This window comes from Bombella sp. ESL0380, from assembly GCF_009725805.1.
GTDB classification, from domain to species: Bacteria; Pseudomonadota; Alphaproteobacteria; order Acetobacterales; family Acetobacteraceae; genus Bombella; species Bombella apis.
The window spans coordinates 1-21645 of sequence record NZ_WNIH01000006.1 but is presented as its reverse complement, the minus strand read 5'-3'; the positions used below and the strand labels follow the sequence as shown (position 1 = coordinate 21645).

Here is a 21645-nt window from a genome sequence, read left to right as displayed (position 1 = left end):
TGTTAACAGTAGAGCTATGTTGTGGGGAAGCGTGCCTGCAGAGCTCTACAAATGGGCTCATGAATGGTTTGGGTGGATTGTTCGGGCAATTTTCTGCCCAGCAAGCGCTCTCAATGCCTGACCCGGGAGTGTTGGCCAGGAAGGTGATATCCCAGATTACGTTTGGATTTGGGTTCTGGGTTACCCTATTGGCAGCAGTGGCGCTTGTCATCATGCGCATATAAGGGCCATTCAACGCCATTTGAGAGAAGTGTAAGCTTTTCTGAGGTAGGCTGTCGGATAAGATTATCGCAAGCCGTGGTTTCCCTACCGATTTGTCTATGGTAGCCTGCACGGATGCGCCAGTGGCGTAGCCTTCTGGCCGTGGTTTCCCTACCGATTTGTCTATGGTAGCCTTCCTCTATCCTCTCATTGAGAGTGTCATTCGCCGTGGTTTCCCTACCGATTTGTCTATGGTAGCCTCGTAGTAAAAGCGGCTCACAATAGCTGACGGCCGTGGTTTCCCTACCGATTTGTCTATGGTAGCCTAGCCCCCAGCGGTAGGCCGCCTTCCTGTCGGCCGTGGTTTCCCTACCGATTTGTCTATGGTAGCCTGCCATCGCCTTCATTCTCACCCTGATCTGGGCCGTGGTTTCCCTACCGATTTGTCTATGGTAGCCTTGCTTGAGCGTAACGGACTGATACTGCATGATTTTTCGCTGTTTTGCGGCCGAAAATCATAGCAGTATCATCTGTTTTGCGCCTGCTTGTTCGGCTTTTTTTGCAAGACCAAGCATTATTTCCATCCGTCCGTATTGTTTGTCCGTGACCTGAAGTGCCCGGACACTGCCTTCTCTGGGTAGGGCAGAGCGCACACGACGCATATGTTTGTCCAGACTGTCCTGACCACGTCCGACACGGACATAGACAGAATATTGTAGCATGATGAAACCATCATCCCGCAAAAAATTGCGGAAACGGGTGGCCTGTCGACGTTGGCTTTTTGTCCGGACAGGGAGATCGAAAAAAATCATCAGCCACAAGAATCGGGCCTCCTCCGCTTTCATGGGGTTGTTCCTCCTGTCGGGAGGACGGGCAACTGGAGCAGGGCCGCACTGCTATGCTCAAGAGCCTGTACCAGACTGGTGGCAATCTTTTCTGTGGCTGTCAGAATGCTTACAGTCTCCTGACCTATCAGAGCAGATTGTGACAGAACACCAGTCATGAAATGGCGATCTTCGAGGGTAATGTCGCCTTCGTCAGGTTCCAGCTGATGACGTGCCACCATCTGGTCCACATAGGGGCGGAAAGGTTCGATAAGGTCATCCGCAAGATTGAAAGCATTCATGCGGGACGCATGATGGAGCCCCAGTGACGGTATCAGGCCCACCGCCACGCAGGCACGAGCGATGGCGGCACGGAGGACGGCATAGCCGTAATTCAGTAATCCATTGCGTCTGTCAGCCCTGTCGGCCCGGGTAAAATCTGGAAAAAGATGGGACCAGTAGAAACGTGCTGCCTGTGCTTCAATATTGTCCCGGTCGCCCGATGTGACCCGTCCCGTCATGTTTTGCAGCTGTCGGGCTTTTGGGCACTCACGTGCTGCCAGAACGGCCGCCTGATTGTTTATCTTGCTGATGACGATCTGCTGCCAGAGACGTTTCTGGAGTGGCTGCGAGGCGGAAATCTGGGATTGTATGATGTCCGCCTGAGCATAATGCTGGTGAAAGGGAAGAAGAAGCCCTGCCGGGTGATGTTTGTCATCCGGCACGGTCAGGATGAGGCCGTTGGTGGCGAAAGCGGAGAGCAGGGCTCCAGAGAAGGTGGCCTGTGGCGTATCAAGTATGCAGCAGGCTACATCCTCCAGTGGCAGGGCGATGGTATCGTCGCCCTGCGTGATGACGATCTGTCGGTCCTTCAGGCTCAGTCGGGCCGGACGGGAGATGTGCACACAACGCCATGCCATGTTCGTGTCTCCTTCCTGACAGGTGACAGTTCTCCAAAACGGTTGATGGTCAGTTTCTGGATGTTATCCAGCGTCTTTGTGCCGATACCTTTCTGGGGTGGCTTTTTGTTGGCAGGGTCGGCCAAGGCAATGGCTGCATTGGAACGGTCACAGCCGGCAAAGTATCCCTCGGTGACGGTATCCTTCTTGATAAGACGTACATAGCTGCGGGGATAGAGACTGAACTGGAACTGGGCTTCAGGCCCCATGACAGGCCAGTGTTCTTCTGCCTTGCCGGGGACCATGGCCCTGTCGGGTGGATTCGGCCAGTGGGAACGGTTCATCACCTGATGACGATAGATGGGCACCAGATACCATCCCACCTTGCCTTTTTTCCCGGTGACCCTGAAGACGTCGACCCGTGTCATCTCGCCTCTGTCCGCCATGCCGCCCCGAACGGGAACAGCCGGTTTTTTTCTTGTGGCAAGACGGACCTTGTGGATCACATGGCCTTTATCTGCTGTGGCACATGGCGTTCTTGGCAGGGCGTCCGTTGGCTTTCCTGCCTCTATCCAGGTACGGAGAGAGGTGATGAGACCGGCATTCCGGTCCGGGTCCTTGATGTTGGACAGGTCAGCCAGGGTCAGTTTTTCAACGGGTTTGCGTTCATAGATGACAGGTCCGGTGTCTTCATTCCGCACCTGCCGTATGGTGGCGGCGTGACCTTCCCCACGGGCACGTTGCCGTTCGGGACGGGCAACCAGAATGGATCCGTATTTCCCCTCCAGCTGCTCCCGGAAACCGGCCCAAGGTGGGGCAATGTCCCGCATGGGGCGGGGGAGACCTTGCTGTTCATTTTCCTGGAAGGATTTCGTGAGTTTCTGGATTTCTGCTTCACTGATGGCGGCAACGATGGCGGCATCCAGTGCATGATGGCGGTCGTCACGGAGACGCTTTCCATCGACTTTCTTGAGGGATTCAACCCCCCAGGCATGGCGCAGGGCGGCTGTCAGGGCCCCGGGACGGGTGAAGACCCGCCGCTTTCCTCCTTTTTCGGCCCGTTGGCCACGGGGGTAAAGCAGGCGTGCCGCTTCGGCCATGAGGCGTGCCGCATGGCGGGTGTCGTTGAGATTGCGGGTGCGGAAACGTTCTTCTGTTTCCTTGCTGCTTTTCAGAAGGAAATTACGTTTTTTCAGCCCTTTCAGTTTCCTGTTGGTTTCCACGGTAGCCACAAACCTGTCCCAGGCCTCCTGCCCCCGTGTGCCATGAATCCATTCATGAGGTGTCAGCCCTTTCTTGGCTTGGTTTTCTTCTGCAAAACAGAGCCCCTTGTTGTTGTAGCTGTCATCGCCAAAACGTGACCAGGGGAGGATATGATCGACCTGGAGGCGGTTGTCCCGTGCCATGAGCAGGTCCGGTGGAATGGACTTCCCGGAGTAGCAGCAGTGCCCTTCCTGCTCCTTCCAGAGGCGATATCGGAGCAGAAGGTCTGAAGGAATATCATCGATTTTCAGAAGGTCACGGATTTCCTCACGTTCCCTCTCACGCTGTCTGGTCGTGGCTTCGAGATTTTTCTCAATTTCCCGTCTTTTTTCGAGGCTGTTGCCGACATCACGGGCCAGCTCGATGCAGATCGCTCCGGGCAGGCCCCAGCGGTTGCGCATGGCCCAGAGCTGTTTCATGCCCTCGCTCAGGGCCTTTCTGGCAACCGGATTGGCGATGCTGTCACGAACGTCGTCCATGAGGGTCTGGAACCTGGCTCTGGTATCCACAGTCTCCCGGCTGCTGAGTTTTGAAGCGGCATGATCGTACCCGACCCTTTCGCAGGCCTTGTCATATGTCAGCCCCTGCTGGAGAAAAGGGATGAGAGCCCGTGAGGCCTTGTCCGAGAGAGAAGAGGCACCCCTGAATTTTGCAAAGGGGTTCCCGTCACTCAGCAGGGCCTGATTGAGCAGGGTATGGGCTTCAGCGGGCAGGCCGATCTGGCCCAGTTTCTCAATGATGGTGTCGGCGAGCTCATGAAAACTTATGATCCATGCGGCCTGGTCGAGCAGTTCAGGCTGTGGCAGAAGCTGCCGCCACAGCGTTTCCCCCAGAATCTTGCGGAATGTGGCCGTACCGGCCAGAGCTTCGCCTGTCCTGCTGGTGATGTCCTGTTTTTCCTGGTCTGGCGAGAGGGTGACGAAACGCTGGTCATCACGCAGGCCGATGAGCTTTCGTACGGTATCTCCTGTCAGCCTGCGTGTTGTCCCGGCAGTCTCGCAGGCAAGGCGCAGCTCTTCTGAAGTCAGGGGCCGCTCTGTCGGACCGTCCGTGACACGCAGGTTCACGAGCCGGCAAAGAAGGCGGAACCGTTCGAATGAGGGGGAGAAACGGGATGACCGTTTTTCATCAGGTTCAAAAGGGCAGGCAGCCACGAGCGTGCCGCTGTCCTGCATGGGACGCTGCCGGAAGGCTATGCGGGTGAAGGTCTCTTCAAGGTCAGCACTGGCAACGGGGTTGCCCAGGGCATGTTGACTGCTGAAGAGGAGCTCTGTTTCATGTTCCAGATCATCCCGGCTCATCGTACGGTCAAAGAGGCCAGCCCGGTTGCGTCGCCGTTGAACATAGGCAAGATCACGGGCAAACATCTCACCGACCGTCCGGTATTGGGCTGACCGCTCCCTGGTTTTTGCCAGGGCTGCCAGCATCTTGCTGTCGTCAGATGGGGCATTGCCGCCGACACGTTCGGCTGCTGACCTGAAGCCTCGTCGTTTGGCGATATGGGCCAGTGCCACGGCAAATTCCTGAGGCGTCAGCGGGTGGTCTAGCCCTTTTGCTCTCATCTCCCAGGGGTCAATGGCAGGCTGGCGCAGGGCGTCCGGATGTGACGTGCCGATCAGTCCATGTTCGGCGAAAAGGCGGCGGATCTCGGCCATCCTGTTGCGACGGCGGCGGAGAACGCGGCGCAGGAGACGGTTGGTGCGCCTGATCTGGTTGGTGGGCGTCCTCTCCTTATCCGTTTCGGGAACGTCGAAACACCAGCTGCCAAGAGCCTTGATGGCACCGTCTGTTCCTGATCGTTCCAGCACGGCCCATCCGCATGATCCAATACCGAGATCAATGCCAAAAAGGAGTGATTCTGAAATCTGATGGCTCATGAAATGTTTCCTCCCGTTCAGATTGACAGAGTTCAGCATGTTTTGTAATAGAGGGATAGACAAATCGGTTGGGAAACCACGGTAACATGGTTTTCCATGTGAAGGATTACCTCTTCCTGCGTTTTCGTGGGAAGAGGGATTCCCTCTTATGAATATTTCAGGGTCTTTTTTCGTTGAAAATTGAGGTTTGGTCAGGGAATGGCTTGGTAGGCGATGAGGCCCTGTCTCTGCCTGATGTAGTCATCCAGCGGACTGTCCACAACATAACGATGTTCCGGCAGGGATGAGGCGTTGCGGAAGTACAGGCTGTGGTTCTGCCAGATTGCCAAGCCTATGTGGAAGACATCCAGCCCTGCCAATGGGCTGTAAATACCGATAACATCGCCTGTTTTTACAATCCTGCGAACACCACCGGCCTGTAGATCGTCAAGAAAAGGGCGTGTGGGCAGATAGGTAATGTGGCGTCTTTTCACAGGAAGACCCGGCACATAACGATCCGTAGGCGGACTGGATGTATCATGCCCGTTATCCGGCGAAGGAAGTTTTAGGTTCAGTGTTTTCTCTACTGTTCGCGCATAGGGAAAACAGGGGCCAAGATCACGGCAGAGAACAGGCGCCCCATGTAGCCAGTCACTCAGGAAGTGCCGCCGTTCCCTAAAGCTGACATGATGGTGGCTGTATCGTGTGGCGATTAGTGCATGGATGAACTGTTCCACAGTAAGGCTCATGCTGGCAGCCAGAACAATTTCCACGAATGTCATGCAGTTTACACCCCGCCACGAAAGAACAAGCTCTTCTGGTGTGGTGGCAGAGCCAATGAGCGGCTGGGCCAGATAGGGCGTGCCCTTCATGGCCTGTGAGATCAGGACGATGCGCTCCTGCCGTGATCTGTGCGGAGCGATATGGATGAGCCGGGAAATCTGTTGGCGGGTCGTATCTGACAGAGCGCTGAGAGGTGGTGCGTCAGAAGGCATGACGGTAGGGGCGGTCTCGCAGTGATGGGACCGGTGCTCATGTCGTGTATGATGGGGCCCGGTTATCTTCGCCAGAGCCGGGCCTGAAAAAGTCAGGCCTCCCACACCAAGGCCGGTGAGGAAGGCCCGTCTTTTCATTTGGTTGTTGGAACGATACCCGTCAGACAAGATAGCGTGCGCTCTGCTCTGCCATCATGAAATGGATACCAATATCATTGCCGTCTTGCAGTTCCCGATAAAGATGCTGCACTGGGTTGCTGCCTTCATGAAAGGTTTCCTTCACATGGCCGACGAGGACCCGCAATCCACGGATATGATGGCGTCCTCCACAGACATGGCCGAGGTCACGCAGGCTCTGCAGAAGGTCTTTCGGGCGGAGCTGGCCGCACAGGGCGTTATCTGGCTGCTCATCTGGATAGGTCACACCCATGATGATGGTATGGAGTTTTTTATCCCGAACCAGTGGTGCGATGGCCTCCCAGAGCTCGTGCAGGTTTTGTGGTCCGTCAGGCTGATCGGCCTGTGTGTCGCCCATATAGAGGATAGCCCGCCCGTGATGCTGGATCAGAAAAGCCGTGGATGTTGTACTGGCATGGCTGAGCGGCCACGCTGTGATGGTCAGCCCACTGCCTTCAATGGTTTGGCTTTTGCCAGGGTGCATGTCTTTGTAGGTATATTTTCCAATATGGGGTTCCGGCCCTCTATCCCCCATGGCTCCCCAGACACGGCCATTGAAGAGATGGCCTGACAGGATGGCATTGGTCTGCGGCAGGGCGTAGATGGGTTTTGCTGTGTCCTCGGGAGAGGAAAGAACCAGCCCAGCCACGTGGTCGAGATGGGCATGGCTGATGAGATAAGCCCGGACAGTTTGCTTGAGCACATGACCGGCCCGGCCAAGGGCGGAATCGGGCATGATGGGAATGTCATTCAGGACACCTCGGGCCTCGGCCCGTTTCAGCCCGTGCCCCAGAGTGCCTGCATCGCAGATGACGGCCTCATTCGTGCCCAGAGGGCGGATCAGGTAGGAGGACAGATTGCCATCTGCAACACCACTCCGCACACCGAGGGCCACGATCTCGAAAACCGGGTTGCTGTCAGCAAAGGTGACAGGCGTTTCCCCAGCTCCAGCCCGGCTGGTTTTCAGTCGGTCACGGAGCGTTTTCAGGTGATGTAGAGGCATGGTTTTTCCCTCCCTGACGGTAAGGTGGTGGTGGAACGCCCGGCCACGAATATGGTTGAGCCGTTAAGGGGTCATCCGGTAATGAATGGGCATCATGTCTGGCAATTGTTCCAGTAATGATGAAACATTCCAAGGATACTCCTGCCTCGCCCGTGGGGGAAGGGGGAGGAAAAGGAGAAGATATGCGGTTTTTTCATCCCGTCATGATGAGGGCAGGCATGCTTGCGGCTCTGGCTGGTGTGATGGCCCTGAGCCATCCGGCAAAGGCAGAAGCCACCATGCCGGCACAGTGTGACAATGCCCGGTTTGTAAAGGATCAGGCAGGATACGCCCAGCAGTTTGCCCATCGGCAGGTGCCCTATGGGCAGCATCTGGACCTGCCAGAGCATGTCTGCGGAACCGTTGTGAAGGTCTTCCGGGCCCGTCGCAGCCGAAGCGGGATGCATGGTTATTTTCTGATGTCCGTTGCGGGCGGCCAGCCCATCCGTGTGGTGTCCAATCTGGATGAGATGAAGGCCCCGTCATGGCCATGGGTGAAGACCGGAGACCAGGTCGAGGTGCAGGGGCGGTATTATTATGATGGGCCTGGCCGTCAGGGGTTGGACTGGACCCATCATGGCACGGGCCGTCACTGGCCGTGGCCGGGCTATGTCAGCGTGAACGGTCAGCGTTACGATTGAAGACCGGCCCACCCCGGTGTCAGGCCGGGGTGAGTGTTCCTGCCTGTTTGCGGCCCTTTCTGTCTGATGGTGCCGCAGGCGCAGCGGAGATGGTGAAGGTCAGCTGGCCATCACGTGCCCCGATTTTGACGGTTCCCCCATCTGTCAGCCTGCCAAAGAGAATTTCCTCGGCCAATGGTTTCTTGATGTGGTTCTGGATCAGGCGGCCCAGCGGGCGGGCTCCATTCGTCCGGTCGTAACCCCGTTCAGCCAGCCATGCCCGGGCACCGGCGGTGAGGTGCAGGGAGACGTTTTTGGCCGCCAGCATGGTGGTCAGCTGGGCAAGGAATTTCTCTACGACGTGGGCCACCACAGCGGGTGTCAGCGGGGCGAAGGGGATGATGGCATCCAGCCGGTTACGGAATTCGGGTGAGAAAAGCCGCTTGATGGCTTCCTCGTCATCACCGGAGCGGGCAGTGCGTGCAAAGCCGATGGCTTCTTTGGAAAGATCACTGGCTCCGGCATTGCTGGTCATGATGAGGATGACATTGCGGAAATCCACCGTCTTGCCGGTATTGTCTGTCAGCTTGCCATGATCCATGACCTGAAGCAGGATGTTGAAAAGGTCTGGGTGGGCTTTTTCAATTTCATCCAGAAGCAGGACGGCATGGGGTGTCTGGTCTATGGCGCTGGTCAGGAGGCCTCCCTGTTCAAACCCTACATAGCCCGGTGGTGTACCGATCAGCCGGGAGATGGAATGAGCTTCCATATATTCCGACATGTCAAAACGGATCAGCCTGATCCCCAGGGATTGGGCGAGCTGCCGTGCTGCCTCCGTCTTGCCAACACCTGTTGGACCGGAGAAGAGATAGCTGCCAATGGTTTTTTCCGTATCCCGCAGCCCGGCCCGGGAGAGCATGACGGCTGAGGAGAGGGCATCCAGTGCTTCATCCTGGCCGAAGACGGCCTTGCGGAGGTCGGCAGGCAGATGGCGGATGGAAGTCCTGTCATCTGCGGAGAGATGACGGGGAGGGATATGGGCAATGCGTGCCACAGTTGCTTCGATGTCTCGAACACCAACCGTGCGCCGTCTGCGGCTGCTGGGCAGGAGGCGGCAGGCGGCGCCGGCCTCATCGATGATGTCGATGGCTTTGTCAGGCAGTTTCCGGTCATGGATGTATCGGACCGACAGCTCCACAGCACTGCGGATGGCCGGGTCTGTGAAACGGATGTCGTGATGCTCCTCATACCGTTCCTTCAGGCCCCGCAGGATGCGGATCGTGTCGGTCTGTGAGGGTTCGGTGACATCAATCTTCTGGAAACGCCGTGTCAGGGCGTGGTCCTTCTCGAAATGCTGCCGGTATTCCTGATAGGTGGTGGAGCCGATGCAATGCAGCTTCCCGGTTGCCAGAGCCGGTTTTAGCAGGTTGGAGGCATCCATGGAGCCATTGGTCGTGGCGCCCGCCCCGATGAGCATGTGGATTTCATCAATGAAGAGCAGGCTGCCCGGCTTCTGCTCCAGTTCGCTCATGATGGTCTTCAGGCGTTCTTCAAAATCGCCACGGTAGCGTGTACCGGCCAGCAGGGCACCGAGGTCCAGGCTGTACAGGCGGGCATCAGCCAAGATGGCGGGCACCTGGCCTTTCACGATTCTCTGGGCCAGCCCTTCGGCAATGGCGGTCTTGCCAACACCGGGATCACCAACCAGCAGGGGGTTGTTCTTTGTCCGGCGGCAGAGGATCTGGACAACCCGCTCCACTTCCTTTTCCCGACCGATGAGCGGGTCGATTCCATCACGGCGGGCCCGCTCGTTGAGGTCCGTGCAGTAGGTCTGGAGGGCCTCTTTCTGGTCGGCCTCGGCAGGTTCGCTGCTTTCTCCACCATCTTTGCGGGAGGCCCTGGTCCTGCGGCCGGTCTGGCCAGTCTGCGGCGGGATGTCTGCCACGTCGTCATGCCGCATGGCATGGATGGCATTCAGCCGTGTCAGGCCCCGCTGCTGGAGGAAGAAAACGGCGTGACTTTCTTTCTCGGCGAACATGGAGACCAGTACATGGGCTCCTGTCATGATGGCCTGGCCTGCACTCTGGATATGGACTGCCGCCCGCTGGATCACCCTCTGGAAGGCGGCTGTCGGCTGGGGGGCATCGTCCAGCTCGGGGCGGATGATGGCCTGCTGCTCATGCAGGAGAAAATGGTCGACATCCTGCCGGAGCAGCTCAAGGTCGATCCGGCATGCTGAAAAGATCGCCATGGCATCACGGTCATCACAGAGAGCAAAGAGGAGATGTTCCAGTGTGATGAATTCGTGGTGATTCTGACCCGCAAGGAGGAGCGCACGCTGAAGCGTCTGTTCAAGTGTGGAGGACAACATAGGCGCTCCTTGTGCCATGAAGGAATGTCAGAATGATGAAGCGGCGGTACAGAAATCTGTCAGGATATCAAGTGGCGATGGCCTCAGGCTTTCTCAAGGGTGCACTGGAGAGGGTGCTGGTTCTTCTGGGCAAGGTCCATGACCTGTCCGACCTTCGTTTCTGCAATTTCATAGGTGAAAATCCCGCAGACTCCGCTGCCCCGGTTGTGGACCTCCAGCATGATAGCCTGTGCTTCTGCGGGGGATTTGTCAAAGAACTGTTCCAGCACGAACACCACGAAATCCATGGGGGTGTAGTCATCATTCAGCAGGATGACATTGTACATGGAGGGGTAGGCGATATCCGTCTTGCGGGATGTCAGTGTGTCTTCCCGGGCAGCGTGGACAGGCAGGGCCATGCCGGTATCGTCTATGGCAGAGGCCATGGGAAGCCCATATGTCATGGCATGTGGCCTGTGCTGCATGGGGGACGCTCCTGAACTGGTTGGTAAATATGACTTATTTTCTTGTATCAGGAAAATGCACGAAGGGCATGGTGTGATGCTCTGACGGGATGGCGTTGGCCCCATCATGATACAGAGGCATATGGCGTTTTTCTGCCGGTCATGCTGCCTGCTGCCTTTCTGGTTCATAACAGGGTTGTGGTGAAAACGTTTTTTCAACTTTATGGGCCGGGAGGATATCTGGCATGTCTGGTGGAAAAATCTGGACATTCTCAGGTACTGAAGACTAGAGTTGCACGGTTTTTATGGATTCCAGACAAACTGGGGATGATTCCTTCTGATGCGCCCGTTTTTCAGTCGTACCCTGTTTTCGTGTGTGGTCGCCCTGGCTGCTTTCTCCGGTACGGCACGGGCGCAGTTTGCCGGACATGTATCGTCCCTGGTCATTGATGCCCGGACAGGAGCCGTCCTGTCCGAGTCGGATGCCGACCTCCAGCGTTATCCCGCTTCCCTGACAAAGATGATGACGCTGTACATGACCTTCCAGGCACTGGAGCGGGGCAGCATCACCCTTCAGGACAGCATGCCGGTTTCCATCCATGCCTCCATGCAGGCCCCATCGAAACTGGGTATGCGCCCGGGGACGCATCTGGCGGTGGAGCAGGCCATTCTGGCCCTTGTCACCAAGTCTGCCAATGATGCGGCCTGCGTGCTGGGCGAGTACCTGGGGGGTGGGGATGAGACCCGCTTCGCCGCACTGATGACCTATCAGGCCCGGCGGCTCGGCATGGCCCATACGACATTTCGCAATGCCTCCGGCCTGCCCGACCCGGATCAGGTCACCACGGCCCGGGACCTGTCCGTGCTGGCACGGGCCCTGATGCGGGATTTCCCCCAGTATTACCATTATTTCGGCGTGCGTGAATTCCCGTTCCGCCGTCACATGATCCCCAACCACGACCCGCTCCTTGGGGTGTATCAGGGGGCAGATGGCTTCAAGACCGGTTATACCGATCTGGCAGGGCACAATCTTGTCAGCTCTGCCCAGCAGGGGCAGGTGCGGCTGATTGGCGTCGTGCTGGGGGCTTCCAGCAACGAAAGCCGGAACCAGACAATGATTTCCCTGCTGGATGATGGCTTTTCCGCTTCCGGGCAGGCTCCGCTGCCGCTGCTCAAGCAGCCGGGTCATTATTACGCCCTGGCCCGGCATGGCGGCGGCCGGGTGGCGCACCGTTCCCATCTGCGGCGGGGAGTTGTGCTGGTCACTTACCGGTCTCACGGCGCTCCACGGGGGCTGCATCATTCATGGGCCTCACGCCGGGGGCATCATCGCTCCTGAGGCTACAGCCGGAAGCCCCTCCGCCCCCATGGCCGGAGGGGCTTTTTTCTGTCTGGCAGGCTGTTCCACTTCCGGCAGTTGAGGGGCGGTCACTTGGCCGTGTCTGAGAGGGTCTTGCACTGGGGCAGGGCAGGGCGCATTCTGCGGGCAGTTCCGACATCATGGTCGAGCCGACAGCACATCACAGAACAAGAACAGGGATTACGATACTTCATGTCTTCTCAGGACGGGCGCAGCATCCAGCATTACACGACGGACGATTTCAGGCATCTCAAGGCAGCCGGGCAGCTGGCCGCCGCCACGCTGGACATGATCACCGAGCATGTACGTCCCGGCATCACGACAGGTGAGCTGGACAGGATTGTACATGAATACACGCTGGAGCATGGCGCAACGCCAGCCCCGCTCAACTATCACGGTTTCCCGAAATCCTGCTGCATTTCCCTCAATCATGTTGTCTGCCACGGGATTCCCGGTGACAGACGCCTTCAGGAGGGGGACATCCTCAATATTGACGTCACTTCCATCCTGAATGGCTGGTATGGCGACACGTCCCGCATGTATGTCGTGGGCAAGCCGCCCCGCAAGGCCGAGAAGCTCATCGACCTGACCTATCAGGCTCTCATGCTGGGGATTGAGCAGGTGCGGCCTGGGGCCACGCTGGGCGATATCGGTCATGCCATCCAGAGCTTTGCGGAGAAGCACCGCCTTGGCGTGGTGCGGGATTTCTGCGGGCATGGGATTGGCCGCAACTTCCATGAGGCGCCAAGCGTCCTGCATTATGGCCGGCCCGGCCAGGGTACGATACTGAAAGCGGGCATGGTCTTCACCATCGAGCCGATGCTCAATCTTGGCCGCCCGGACGTGAAGGTGCTGGCTGATGACTGGACGGCCGTGACACGGGACCGCTCCCTGTCCGCCCAGTTCGAGCATCAGCTGGGTGTGACGGAAGACGGGTATGAAATCTTCACCCTGTCGCCCCGTGGTTATACGAAACCGCCTTACGCCCTCTGAAATCTGTTTCGTGGACAAGGAAGCCCGTCATGATGGCATTGCGTAAACTGGCTGCCCGGCTGGCTCTGGGGAGCATGGTGCTGGGCAGCGTGGCCCTGTCCCAGGCCGAGACGCTGAGTGCAGCACATGACCCGCTGGCCTATGGGCCGGACACCACCCGCCCCGGCACGCTGGTGAAGGGGGAGACGGGCATGGTCGTCTCTGCCCAGCATCTGGCCTCCGAGGCAGGGGCACGGATTCTGCGTGAGGGCGGCAATGCCGCCGATGCTGCCGTGGCCGTCGGCTATGCGCTGGCCGTGGTCTATCCAGCGGCGGGCAATCTGGGCGGTGGTGGCTTCATGACCCTGCGCCCCCCGCATGGTCCTGCGGTATTCATCGACTTCCGGGAACATGCGCCCCTGCGTTCCCGGCCTGCCATGTATCTGGATGAAGAAGGCCGGGTGAAACCGGGTCTTTCCACGGTGGGCTGGAAAGCCGTGGCCGTACCGGGGACGGTCGCCGGGCTGGAGGCCGTGCGGAAACGCTGGGGACGGCTGAGCCGGGTGAAGGACATGGCCCCGGCCATCGCCCTGGCCCGGGACGGTTTCGTTCTGGAAGAAGGTGACGTGGAGCTTCTGCACACGTCCACCGACTATTTCCGGCAGGATGAGTATGCCCGTAGCATTTTCCTGCGGCCTGACGGGACGGAGCTGGCCGTGGGGGACAGGCTGGTCCAGCCCGGTCTGGCCCGGTCGCTGGAACTGATCGCCAAGGATGGCAGGGACGCCTTTTATCGTGGCCCCATAGCCTCGGAAATCCTCCGGGCCTCCCGTCTGGGTGGCGGGTTCCTGACGGAAGCGGATTTTCGTGCTTATAAGCCACGCTTCATGGAGCCGGTCACCTGCCAGTATCGTGGCTATCAGATCGAGACGGCACCTCCGCCAAGCGGTGGTGGCGTGGCCCTGTGCGAGGTGCTGAACATTCTGTCCGGGTATGACATGGGTCGCCTTGGCCTGCACAGTGCGCCTGCCGTCCAGCTGGAGCTGGAGGCCATGCGTCATGCCTATTCCGACAGGCGGGACCTTGGTGATCCGGCCTTTGTCGTCAATCCGGTTTCCTATTTCCTGAACTCCACTTACGCCGGGCAGATCCGGGCCGCATTGCCCAGGGACAGGGCCGTGCCATCCGATACGCTTCAGGTCGGGCGTCCGGCCCCCGGCAGGAGCGTGCCGACTTCCGGCCCGGCCGTGGAGAAGCACGAGACGACCCATTTTTCCACGATCGATTCCCATGGCATGGCGGTGTCCACCACCTATACGCTCAATGGCTGGTTTGGAGCGGGCGTCATGGGGGGGCGCACCGGCATCTGGATGAATGACGAGATGGACGATTTCTCCATCAAGCCGGGAGAGCCGAACATGTTCGGCATTGTCGGTTCGGTGGCCAATGCCATTGCGCCGGGCAAGACGCCCCTGTCATCCATGTCCCCGACGATCGTGAGCCGGAACGGGCATGTCGTGATGGTCACAGGTAGCCCCGGTGGCTCCCGCATTCCTACCATCGTGCTGTCCAGCCTGCTGGGCGTGGTGGATTATGGGCTGGACCTGGCACAGGCGGTCGATCTGCCCCGCCTGCATGAGCAGTGGAAGCCCGATGATGTGGAGATGGAGACGGGCGCCCTGAGTCCGGACGTGCAGAAGACGCTGGAACAGGAAGGGTACCATTTCATCCCCCATCGTCCGTGGGGCATCACGGAGGCGATTCTGGTCGGGGGGCCCCGGCTGGATGGTCAGGACCCGGCCCGGAAGGGGATCGGCCCGTTCTATGGCGTGGCGGACCCCCGGCATCCCGGTGGTGCGGCTGTCGCCCCCTGAAAGGGCATGGGGTGTGGTGGAAAGTAAGGGCTTGCCTGCCCCCCCTGTTCCTGTGCTAGAAGCCCGCTTGGGAGATCGGCCCCGGGCGGCTGACCTGCGAACCCGGTCAGGCCCGGAAGGGAGCAGCCGTAGTGGGCTCGTGTCGGGTCGGGTGTCCGGTCTCCTTGCGATTGCCGTGCAGGCCCGTGTGCCTCCGGGGCGTCCTTTCCAGACGATGAAAGCTGTGGGAGGCACGTTGCAGCCGTGAGCGAAGAAGACATTCCCCTCCCACCCGAAGGCGGAGCCGGTTTTTTCTCCGATGCTGCCCCAGCGGATGCCGTTCCTTCGGAACAGAAGGCACCCTACCGTGTTCTGGCCCGCAAATACCGTCCCCAGACATTCGATGACCTGATCGGTCAGGAGAGCCTCGTCCGCATCCTGCGCCGGGCCTTTGCCGTGGGCCGTGTGGCCCATGCCTTCATGCTGACAGGGGTGCGGGGCGTGGGCAAAACCACCACGGCCCGGATCATCGCCCGTGCCCTGAACTGCACCGGCGTGGATGGCACGGGTGGCCCGACGGCTGATCCCTGCGGTGTCTGCCCCAACTGCAAGGCCATTCTGGCAGACCGCCACCCGGATGTGCTGGAGATGGATGCTGCCTCCCGCACGGGCGTGGATGATGTGCGGGAGATCATCGAGGCCGCCCGGTTCCGCCCCATGCAGGCCCGCATGAAGGTCTTCGTGATCGACGAAGTGCACATGCTGTCCCGCAATGCCTTCAATGCGCTGCTGAAGACGCTGGAGGAACCTCCGGCACAGGTCACCTTCATCTTTGCCACGACCGAACTGCGGAAGGTGCCTGTCACGGTGCTGTCCCGCTGCCAGCGTTTCGACCTCCAGCGTGTGCCGCAGGCCATGCTGGCCGAGCATTTTGCCCGCATCGCCCGCAAGGAGGGGGCGGAGCTGGAAGAGGGGGCTTTGGCCCTCATTGCCAGAGCCGCTGACGGTTCCGTGCGTGACGGCCTGTCCCTGCTGGATCAGGCCATCGCACAGGGAGCGTCCGATACGGCCAGCGTGGCGGACATGCTGGGGCTGGCGGACCGTGGCATGGTGTTCGACCTGCTGGAGGCCGCCCTGCACGGGCAGGTGGCGCCCGTGCTGGAGATTGCCGGGCGGGCTTATGCCCGTGGGGCCGATCTGGGCGTCCTGCTGACGGACCTGATGGACGTGCTGCACCTTCTCTCCCGCATCAAGGCCCTGCCGGAACTGCGTGACGGCCCAGAACTGCCGGAAATGGAGAAGGTCCGTGGCGGGGCGATCGTGGATCATGTGGGGGTCACGGTTCTGGGGCGGGCCTGGCAGCTGCTCCTGAAGGGGCTGGCCGAGGTGGAAGCCGCTCCGGACCGGCAGCAGGCAGCCGAGATGGTGCTGATCCGTCTCTGTCATGCCAGTCTCCTGCCCACGCCGGACAGGCTGATCCGGCAGATGCAGGAGGCATCGTCTTCCGGTGCCATCCAGACCGAGGGACGAAACGGTCCGCAGGGAAATGCCGCTTCATCTGCCGCTCATGGCGGGGGGACGGCTCCAGCAGGGGGCGTGTCCTCATCCGTGTCCCGGTCTTCCGTTCCCCGGGGGCAGGAGGGAAGTGGGCCTTCAGCTTTCGTGCAGGGGGCTGGGACGATGGCCGGGGGGAGTGATGTGGTCCGTCAGGGCAGTACCGTCCTGAAGCCGCAGCTGGACGGGCCTGCTCCGGAACCGGTCCCTGCGAGGCAGCCTCTGCGTCTGGCCACGGAGAATGGCACAGCCGTGTCGGCCCGTGATGAAGGGCCGGGGCCGGATGATGGCGGTGCGGGCGAGGCCATTCCGCCCATGCCCCGAAGCTGGCGGGAGCTGGTTGCGCTTGTGGGGCAGCAGAAGGAAGCTCGTCTTCACGGAACGCTGCGGCATCTGGGGCATGTCGTGGAGTTTGAGCCGCCCCGTCTCGTGCTCCGTCTGGCTGAAAATGACCGGGATCAGAAGCGGCAGGCCTTCCGGGCCCTGACAGCCCTGCTGGACAGGCTCTATCCCGGTCGCTGGCAGGTGGTCGCCTCCGAAGAACAGGGTGAGGCGACGCTGGACGAGCAGGGGGCAGAAATCATCGCCCTGCATCAGGACAAGGCCAGGCAGCATCCGCTGGTCCGGGCCATCATGCAGCGGTTTCCGCATGCCCAGATTGGTGAGGTGCGGGATCATACTCTGGATGATTACGGCCTGCCGCCGGAGACGGTGGTGCCTTTGGGGGAAGACGTGCCGCCTGATTTTGAATTTGCCCCGCCGGATGCCGATTACCCTGATGAGGATGAGTTTTACTGAGCCGTCAGAGGTCACCATGGCCCCGGCCCAGTTCTGTAACCAAGGAGTGACGTGATGAAAAATCTTGCTGGCATGATGAAGCAGGCCACACAGATGCAGGCCCGCATGAAAGAGGTTCAGGCCAGGCTGGAGAGTGCGGAGGTTGACGGTGAGGCCGGCAACGGGCTGGTACGGCTGACCCTGACGGGCAAGGGGGCGCTCAAGTCCATCACGATCGACCCCAAACTGGCTGATCCGGAAGACATGGAGACCATGCAGGACCTGATCGTCGCTGCCTTTGCCGATGCCCGCAGCAAAACGGAAGCCATGAGCCGGGAGGAGATGAAGAAGGTCACCGGTGGTCTCCAGCTGCCGCCGGGCATGGACCTGCCTTTCTGAAAGCCGGAGCGAGGATGAGGGTCTGACGTGCGCATAAGCCCCGAAATCGAAACCCTGATGTCCCGTCTGGCCCGTCTGCCCGGCCTTGGCCCCCGTTCGGCCCGTCGGGCGGCTCTGGCACTCCTCCAGGCACCAGAGGCACGTCTCCAGCCCCTGATTGCTGCCATGCAGGCGGCGGCACAGTCGATCCATACCTGCCCGCAATGCGGCAACCTGGACAGCTGTACACCCTGTTCGCTCTGTGCAGACCCCCAGCGTGATCCATCAGTCATCTGTGTGGTGGAGAGTGTTGGTGACCTCTGGGCGCTGGAGCGGTCCGGAATGCATCGGGGGCGGTATCAGGTACTGGGTGGTGTGCTGTCGGCCCTTTCAGGCTGTGGGCCGGAAGACCTCAATCTGACGGGCCTCATGGAGCGTGTGCAGTCAGGCGAGGTGGAAGAGGTCATTCTTGCCCTTGGAGCCACGGTGGATGGTGCGACCACGGCCCATTGGTTGCAGGAAAAACTGGCCCCTCATAAGGTGGCGGTGAGCCGTCTGGGTCACGGCATGCCGATGGGCGGGGCGCTGGATGTGCTGGATGAAGGCACGTTGGCGGCCGCCATGTCATCCCGGAAGGTTCTGTGAGCATGTTTGGTCTGTCGCCCCATATGCCCCGTGTTGCGCTGGTAACGGGGGGAGCCCGTCGCCTCGGCCGGGCGATGGTGGAGATGCTGGCCCGGGAAGGCTTTGCCGTGGCCATCCATTGCCGCCACAGCCGTGATGAGGCCGAGGCCCTGCTGCGGCAGATTGATGGTCGTGGCTGTGTCGTGCAGGCTGATCTGGCGGAGGAGGCTACTCTGCTGCCCCTGTTGGCGGAGGTTGAGGCCAGGCTGGGGCCGGTTGGCGTTCTCATCAACAATGCGTCCGTTTTTGAACGGGATGAACTGGGCGGCGTGACCCGTGCAAGCTGGGATGCACATATGGAGCCGAACCTGCGTGCTCCGTTTGTTCTGTCCCAGGCTATGGCTGATTCCTTGCCGGACGGAGCGGAGGGGCTGATCCTCAACATGCTGGACCAGCGTGTCTGGAATCTGACGCCTCATTTTGTCAGCTATACCGTATCCCGCTCTGCCTTATGGAGCCTGACCCGCAGCATGGCTCTGGGGCTGGCACCCCGCATTCGGGTGAATGCCATCGGGCCGGGGCCTGTCCTGCCTGCCGCAGGCCAGTCTCTGGACCATTTCGAGAGCATGTGCCGCAGCACACCCCTTCAGCGGGGTGCGGGTCCGGATGAAATTGCTGCCATTGCCCGCATGTTCCTGATGCTGCCATCTGTCACGGGACAGATGCTGGCACCTGATGGCGGGCAACATCTGAACTGGTCGCCTGCGGCGTCCTGATCTCAAGGGCCGCCTTTTTGTAGCGTTCAACAAGATAGGAAAAACCACGCTGATCCACCCTGCGGTGGAGGATGGCCCGGTTTTCCAGCACGACGCCTGCGGGCAGCCCTGTGAAGCGGCTTCCAAGACGCTGCCGGGAAAAGGTGGTCTCACCAACGGCTTTGCCGAAAGGCACATGGCTTCCGGCCAGTTTCCGGCGGGCGTCTGGCGTCAGACGGTCGGGCAGGTATAGATTCCATGCCTCTGACCATACTGCCCGCCCGCAGAGAAGCTGGACGTGCCGGACGACCAGTCGTGTTGTTGGGGAGGCCTGCAGGGCCTGTCTGGCGTCCCGCTGGAGGGCAGGGGGCGCCGCTCTGTCCAGAAGATGGGCTGTAATGGGGCGGGGGCAGTGCTGTTGCAGGGTGGCTGTGGCACTGGCCCGTTGGCCCAGCTCGTGTGCGAGGGCCTCTGCTGTCGCTGGGCGGGGAGCTGCGGCATGGGCCTGCACGATGCCGGCCATGCAGGTGCCAATCCCCAGACAGAAAAGCCGCACCCGGGTGGGGGTGCGGCTCCTGCATGGGAAGAACAGGGAGAGCCCTTTATGAATCGTCCCGGTCATCCTTGTCGGTCGAGACCTCGATATCCTGGCTGATGTCATCATCGTCATCCAGATCATCATCACCGGAGATGACATCGTCATCATCGCCAGTGTCGATGTCCATATCATCCTCGTGCTCTTCCTGGGCGAGATTCTTGTCCTTCTCGTCGGCCAGCTCGTCCTCTTTCTTCAGGCGGGAGAGGTTTCCGGGCTGGGTTGTCCCACATTTCGGGCAGACAGCCGGTACGCGGTTGAGATCATAGAAGCGTGCATTGCAGTCAACGCATGTCCGTTTCAGACCGAGTTCTGGTTTTGCCATAATGCTGGAGCCCATGTTGCCACAAAAGAGAAGTGACTGGGCCATGCCACCGAAATGTCCCGCTGTCAAATATTTCTCCATGTGGTGGCAGAAGAGGCGGAGCTCTGCCTCGGGGTCCGTTCCTGCTGGCAGAATTGCCGCATGGGGGGACAGACTTTTCCAGATGGATGGAGTAGTCTGGTCCTATTGGATGATCCCACCCTTGATGATGTGAAGCAGGATTATGACAGCACAGCGTCCCTTGAAAGTCTCCTCTGCCCCGGCTGGGCTGGCCGGGCGGGTCCGTGTTCCCGGAGACAAGTCCATCAGCCATCGTGCGCTCATGTTCGCCGCCCTTGCCGAAGGGCGGACCCATATTTCCGGCCTGCTGGAAGGTGAGGACGTGCTGCGTACGGCAGAGGCCATGCGTGCCCTCGGGGCAAAGGTCGTCCGGGAAGAGGGCCGCTGGATTGTCGATGGCTGTGGTGTGGATGGGCTGAAAGAGCCTGCCGATGTGCTGGACATGGGCAATTCCGGTACGGCAGCCCGGTTGCTCAGTGGTGTTCTGGCGACGCATCCCTTCATGAGCATCATGACGGGTGATGCCTCCCTCCGCAGCCGCCCGATGGGGCGTGTCAGCGTTCCGCTGGGTGAGATGGGGGCACGATTCGTGACCCGTGCGGGCCAGAAGCTGCCCATGGCCGTGGAAGGAACGGGCAAGGGGAAACCGCTGCATTACCGTCTGCCGGTGGCCTCGGCACAGGTGAAATCCGCCATCCTTCTGGCAGGGCTGAACTGCGAGGGGGAAACGGTGGTGGAAGAGCCGGCCCCGACCCGGGATCATACCGAGAACATGCTGCGTCATTTCGGCACGGAGGTGAAGGTCGAGGAGCTGCCCGGAGCCGGACGGCGCATCACGCTGAAAGGCCCGGCCCGCCTCGTGGCGCAGGACGTGCTGGTGCCGGGGGACCCGTCATCAGCGGCTTTCCCCGTCGTGGCGGCCCTGCTGGTGCCGGGTTCGGAGATTGTCGTGGAGGCAGTGGGCCAGAATCCACTGCGGACCGGCCTGTTCAAAACCCTGAAGGAAATGGGGGCGTCCCTGGAGGTCCGTGATGAGCGGATTGAAGGGGGGGAGGTCATCGGAGACCTGCATGTTCGTGCGGGGCGGCTGAAGGCGGTGGATGTTCCAGCTGTGCGGGTACCCTCCATGATTGATGAATATCCGGTTCTGGCCGTGGCCTGTGCGTTTGCGGAGGGTACATCCCGCCTGCGGGGCCTTGCCGAGCTGCGGGTGAAGGAGAGTGACCGCCTGGCCGCCACCGTGGCGCTGCTGGAGGCCAATGGGGCGAAGGTGCATGTCGAAGGAGATGATCTGATCATCGAGGGGCAGAAAACCCTGCCTGGTGGTGGGAAGGTCCAGACCCACATGGATCACCGTCTGGCCATGAGCGCCACCGTGCTGGGGCTGGCGGCTGAGAAGCCGGTCCATATTGATGATACGGCCTTCATCGAGACCAGCTTCCCCGGTTTCGTATCCCTGATGAACGGTCTTGGTGCGGGGCTGGAGGCATGAGCCGGCGGGGCATGAAATATCCGGTCATCGCCATTGATGGCCCCGCCGCCGCAGGCAAGGGCACGCTCGCCCGCCAGCTGGCGGACACGCTGGAGCTGCCTTATCTGGATACGGGGCTGCTGTATCGGGCCGTGGCCCGCCGGGTGCTGGACCAGGGGGGCGATCCGGCTCATGACGGGCCGGAGCAGGCCCGTCAGCTCGTGCCGGAG

General features: G+C 60.3%; 19 protein-coding genes, 1 other RNA gene and 1 CRISPR repeat array. Of the genes, 11 read left to right on the top strand and 9 right to left on the bottom strand.

The features are described from left to right. Positions 1–294: 294 nt before the first annotated feature. Positions 295–660: a CRISPR direct-repeat array (repeat unit 36 nt; unit sequence GCCGTGGTTTCCCTACCGATTTGTCTATGGTAGCCT). A 56-nt stretch (positions 661–716) separates the two neighbouring features. The 5 genes from cas2 to GM608_RS07535 form a co-directional block, all read right to left on the bottom strand. Then, positions 717–1046, bottom strand: a complete 330-nt coding sequence (gene cas2 / locus GM608_RS07555) for a CRISPR-associated endonuclease Cas2 (RefSeq protein WP_333645335.1) — start codon at positions 1044–1046, stop codon at positions 717–719. Then, positions 1043–1945 (bottom strand): type II CRISPR-associated endonuclease Cas1, encoded by a 903-nt coding sequence (gene cas1 / locus GM608_RS07550; protein ID WP_182040932.1) that lies wholly within the window; start codon positions 1943–1945, stop codon positions 1043–1045. Before cas1 ends, cas2 begins: the two co-directional genes overlap by 4 nt. Then, positions 1903–5064 (bottom strand): type II CRISPR RNA-guided endonuclease Cas9, encoded by a 3162-nt coding sequence (cas9, locus tag GM608_RS07545; RefSeq protein WP_333645334.1) that lies wholly within the window; start codon positions 5062–5064, stop codon positions 1903–1905. The genes cas1 and cas9 overlap by 43 nt, the downstream gene beginning before the upstream one ends. A gap of 191 nt (positions 5065–5255) precedes the next feature. Further along, positions 5256–6038 carry an N-acetylmuramoyl-L-alanine amidase-like domain-containing protein gene (locus GM608_RS07540; protein ID WP_333645333.1) on the bottom strand — a complete coding sequence of 261 codons (783 nt, stop codon included), beginning with the start codon at positions 6036–6038 and terminating at the stop codon, positions 5256–5258. Positions 6039–6198: 160 nt separating this feature from the next. Then, on the bottom strand, positions 6199–7218 hold the full coding sequence (locus tag GM608_RS07535) for a 3',5'-cyclic-nucleotide phosphodiesterase (RefSeq protein WP_333645332.1): 1020 nt from the start codon (positions 7216–7218) through the stop codon (positions 6199–6201). Between the two features lie 182 nt (positions 7219–7400). Here GM608_RS07535 and GM608_RS07530 point away from each other — a divergent pair, with 182 nt between their 5' ends. Beyond that, the gene (locus tag GM608_RS07530) at positions 7401–7898 is read left to right on the top strand and encodes a DUF3465 domain-containing protein (RefSeq protein ID WP_154981118.1); all 498 of its coding nucleotides are present in this window, start codon (positions 7401–7403) and stop codon (positions 7896–7898) included. 19 nt (positions 7899–7917) lie between these two features. On the opposite strand, the gene clpA is transcribed toward GM608_RS07530, so the two are convergent. Both clpA and clpS read right to left on the bottom strand, forming a co-directional pair. Beyond that, positions 7918–10248 carry an ATP-dependent Clp protease ATP-binding subunit ClpA gene (gene clpA, locus GM608_RS07525; RefSeq protein WP_333645331.1) on the bottom strand — a complete coding sequence of 777 codons (2331 nt, stop codon included), beginning with the start codon at positions 10246–10248 and terminating at the stop codon, positions 7918–7920. A gap of 83 nt (positions 10249–10331) precedes the next feature. After that, positions 10332–10691, bottom strand: a complete 360-nt coding sequence (clpS, locus tag GM608_RS07520) for an ATP-dependent Clp protease adapter ClpS (protein WP_181005185.1) — start codon at positions 10689–10691, stop codon at positions 10332–10334. 340 nt (positions 10692–11031) lie between these two features. Here clpS and GM608_RS07515 point away from each other — a divergent pair, with 340 nt between their 5' ends. The 8 genes from GM608_RS07515 to GM608_RS07480 all read left to right on the top strand — a co-directional run bounded on the left by GM608_RS07515 (position 11032) and on the right by GM608_RS07480 (position 18985). Then, positions 11032–12030 (top strand): D-alanyl-D-alanine carboxypeptidase family protein, encoded by a 999-nt coding sequence (locus tag GM608_RS07515; RefSeq protein ID WP_333645330.1) that lies wholly within the window; start codon positions 11032–11034, stop codon positions 12028–12030. 213 nt (positions 12031–12243) lie between these two features. After that, complete coding sequence (gene map / locus GM608_RS07510) at positions 12244–13044, top strand: type I methionyl aminopeptidase (RefSeq protein ID WP_043557966.1); 801 nt, start codon at positions 12244–12246, stop codon at positions 13042–13044. Between the two features lie 29 nt (positions 13045–13073). Further along, on the top strand, positions 13074–14897 hold the full coding sequence (gene ggt / locus GM608_RS07505) for a gamma-glutamyltransferase (protein WP_408863043.1): 1824 nt from the start codon (positions 13074–13076) through the stop codon (positions 14895–14897). 70 nt (positions 14898–14967) lie between these two features. After that, an RNA gene (gene ffs, locus GM608_RS07500) (signal recognition particle sRNA small type) lies at positions 14968–15064 on the top strand. Positions 15065–15140: 76 nt separating this feature from the next. Next, on the top strand, positions 15141–17228 hold the full coding sequence (locus GM608_RS07495) for a DNA polymerase III subunit gamma/tau (RefSeq protein WP_333645329.1): 2088 nt from the start codon (positions 15141–15143) through the stop codon (positions 17226–17228). Positions 17229–17282: 54 nt separating this feature from the next. Next, positions 17283–17606 (top strand): YbaB/EbfC family nucleoid-associated protein, encoded by a 324-nt coding sequence (locus tag GM608_RS07490; RefSeq protein ID WP_043557969.1) that lies wholly within the window; start codon positions 17283–17285, stop codon positions 17604–17606. Between the two features lie 57 nt (positions 17607–17663). Next, entirely contained in the window at positions 17664–18230 is a 567-nt protein-coding gene (recR, locus tag GM608_RS07485; protein ID WP_043557970.1) for a recombination mediator RecR, read from the top strand. 2 nt (positions 18231–18232) lie between these two features. Further along, a complete protein-coding gene (locus tag GM608_RS07480; RefSeq protein ID WP_081562845.1) occupies positions 18233–18985 on the top strand; it encodes an SDR family oxidoreductase in 753 nt (250 codons plus the stop codon). On the opposite strand, the gene GM608_RS07475 is transcribed toward GM608_RS07480, so the two are convergent. Next, entirely contained in the window at positions 18921–19487 is a 567-nt protein-coding gene (locus GM608_RS07475) for a hypothetical protein (RefSeq protein ID WP_146046901.1), read from the bottom strand. The two genes, GM608_RS07480 and GM608_RS07475, sit on opposite strands and share 65 nt — an antisense overlap. Positions 19488–19566: 79 nt before the next feature. Next, entirely contained in the window at positions 19567–19884 is a 318-nt protein-coding gene (locus GM608_RS07470) for a TIGR02300 family protein (RefSeq protein WP_043558425.1), read from the bottom strand. 223 nt (positions 19885–20107) lie between these two features. Between GM608_RS07470 and aroA the strand changes: the two genes are divergently transcribed. Together aroA and GM608_RS07460 are read left to right on the top strand one after the other, a co-directional pair. Further along, complete coding sequence (aroA, locus tag GM608_RS07465) at positions 20108–21436, top strand: 3-phosphoshikimate 1-carboxyvinyltransferase (RefSeq protein ID WP_043557972.1); 1329 nt, start codon at positions 20108–20110, stop codon at positions 21434–21436. Further along, positions 21433–21645: (d)CMP kinase (locus GM608_RS07460; RefSeq protein WP_333645328.1), on the top strand; the 213-nt coding region annotated here is incomplete at its 3' end. The genes aroA and GM608_RS07460, both read left to right, overlap by 4 nt.

Bases quoted from the DNA above. Each gene is read 5' to 3' on its own strand.
- cas2 (WP_333645335.1), bottom strand. From the start codon at position 1,046: ATGAAAGCGGAGGAGGCCCGATTCTTGTGGCTGATGATTTTTTTCGAT.
- cas1 (WP_182040932.1), bottom strand. From the start codon at position 1,945: ATGGCATGGCGTTGTGTGCACATCTCCCGTCCGGCCCGACTGAGCCTG.
- cas9 (WP_333645334.1), bottom strand. From the start codon at position 5,064: ATGAGCCATCAGATTTCAGAATCACTCCTTTTTGGCATTGATCTCGGT.
- GM608_RS07540 (WP_333645333.1), bottom strand. From the start codon at position 6,038: ATGCCTTCTGACGCACCACCTCTCAGCGCTCTGTCAGATACGACCCGC.
- GM608_RS07535 (WP_333645332.1), bottom strand. From the start codon at position 7,218: ATGCCTCTACATCACCTGAAAACGCTCCGTGACCGACTGAAAACCAGC.
- GM608_RS07530 (WP_154981118.1), top strand. From the start codon at position 7,401: ATGCGGTTTTTTCATCCCGTCATGATGAGGGCAGGCATGCTTGCGGCT.
- clpA (WP_333645331.1), bottom strand. From the start codon at position 10,248: ATGTTGTCCTCCACACTTGAACAGACGCTTCAGCGTGCGCTCCTCCTT.
- clpS (WP_181005185.1), bottom strand. From the start codon at position 10,691: ATGACATATGGGCTTCCCATGGCCTCTGCCATAGACGATACCGGCATG.
- GM608_RS07515 (WP_333645330.1), top strand. From the start codon at position 11,032: ATGCGCCCGTTTTTCAGTCGTACCCTGTTTTCGTGTGTGGTCGCCCTG.
- map (WP_043557966.1), top strand. From the start codon at position 12,244: ATGTCTTCTCAGGACGGGCGCAGCATCCAGCATTACACGACGGACGAT.
- ggt (WP_408863043.1), top strand. From the start codon at position 13,074: ATGATGGCATTGCGTAAACTGGCTGCCCGGCTGGCTCTGGGGAGCATG.
- GM608_RS07490 (WP_043557969.1), top strand. From the start codon at position 17,283: ATGAAAAATCTTGCTGGCATGATGAAGCAGGCCACACAGATGCAGGCC.
- recR (WP_043557970.1), top strand. From the start codon at position 17,664: ATGTCCCGTCTGGCCCGTCTGCCCGGCCTTGGCCCCCGTTCGGCCCGT.
- GM608_RS07480 (WP_081562845.1), top strand. From the start codon at position 18,233: ATGTTTGGTCTGTCGCCCCATATGCCCCGTGTTGCGCTGGTAACGGGG.
- GM608_RS07475 (WP_146046901.1), bottom strand. From the start codon at position 19,487: ATGGCCGGCATCGTGCAGGCCCATGCCGCAGCTCCCCGCCCAGCGACA.
- GM608_RS07470 (WP_043558425.1), bottom strand. From the start codon at position 19,884: ATGGCAAAACCAGAACTCGGTCTGAAACGGACATGCGTTGACTGCAAT.
- aroA (WP_043557972.1), top strand. From the start codon at position 20,108: ATGACAGCACAGCGTCCCTTGAAAGTCTCCTCTGCCCCGGCTGGGCTG.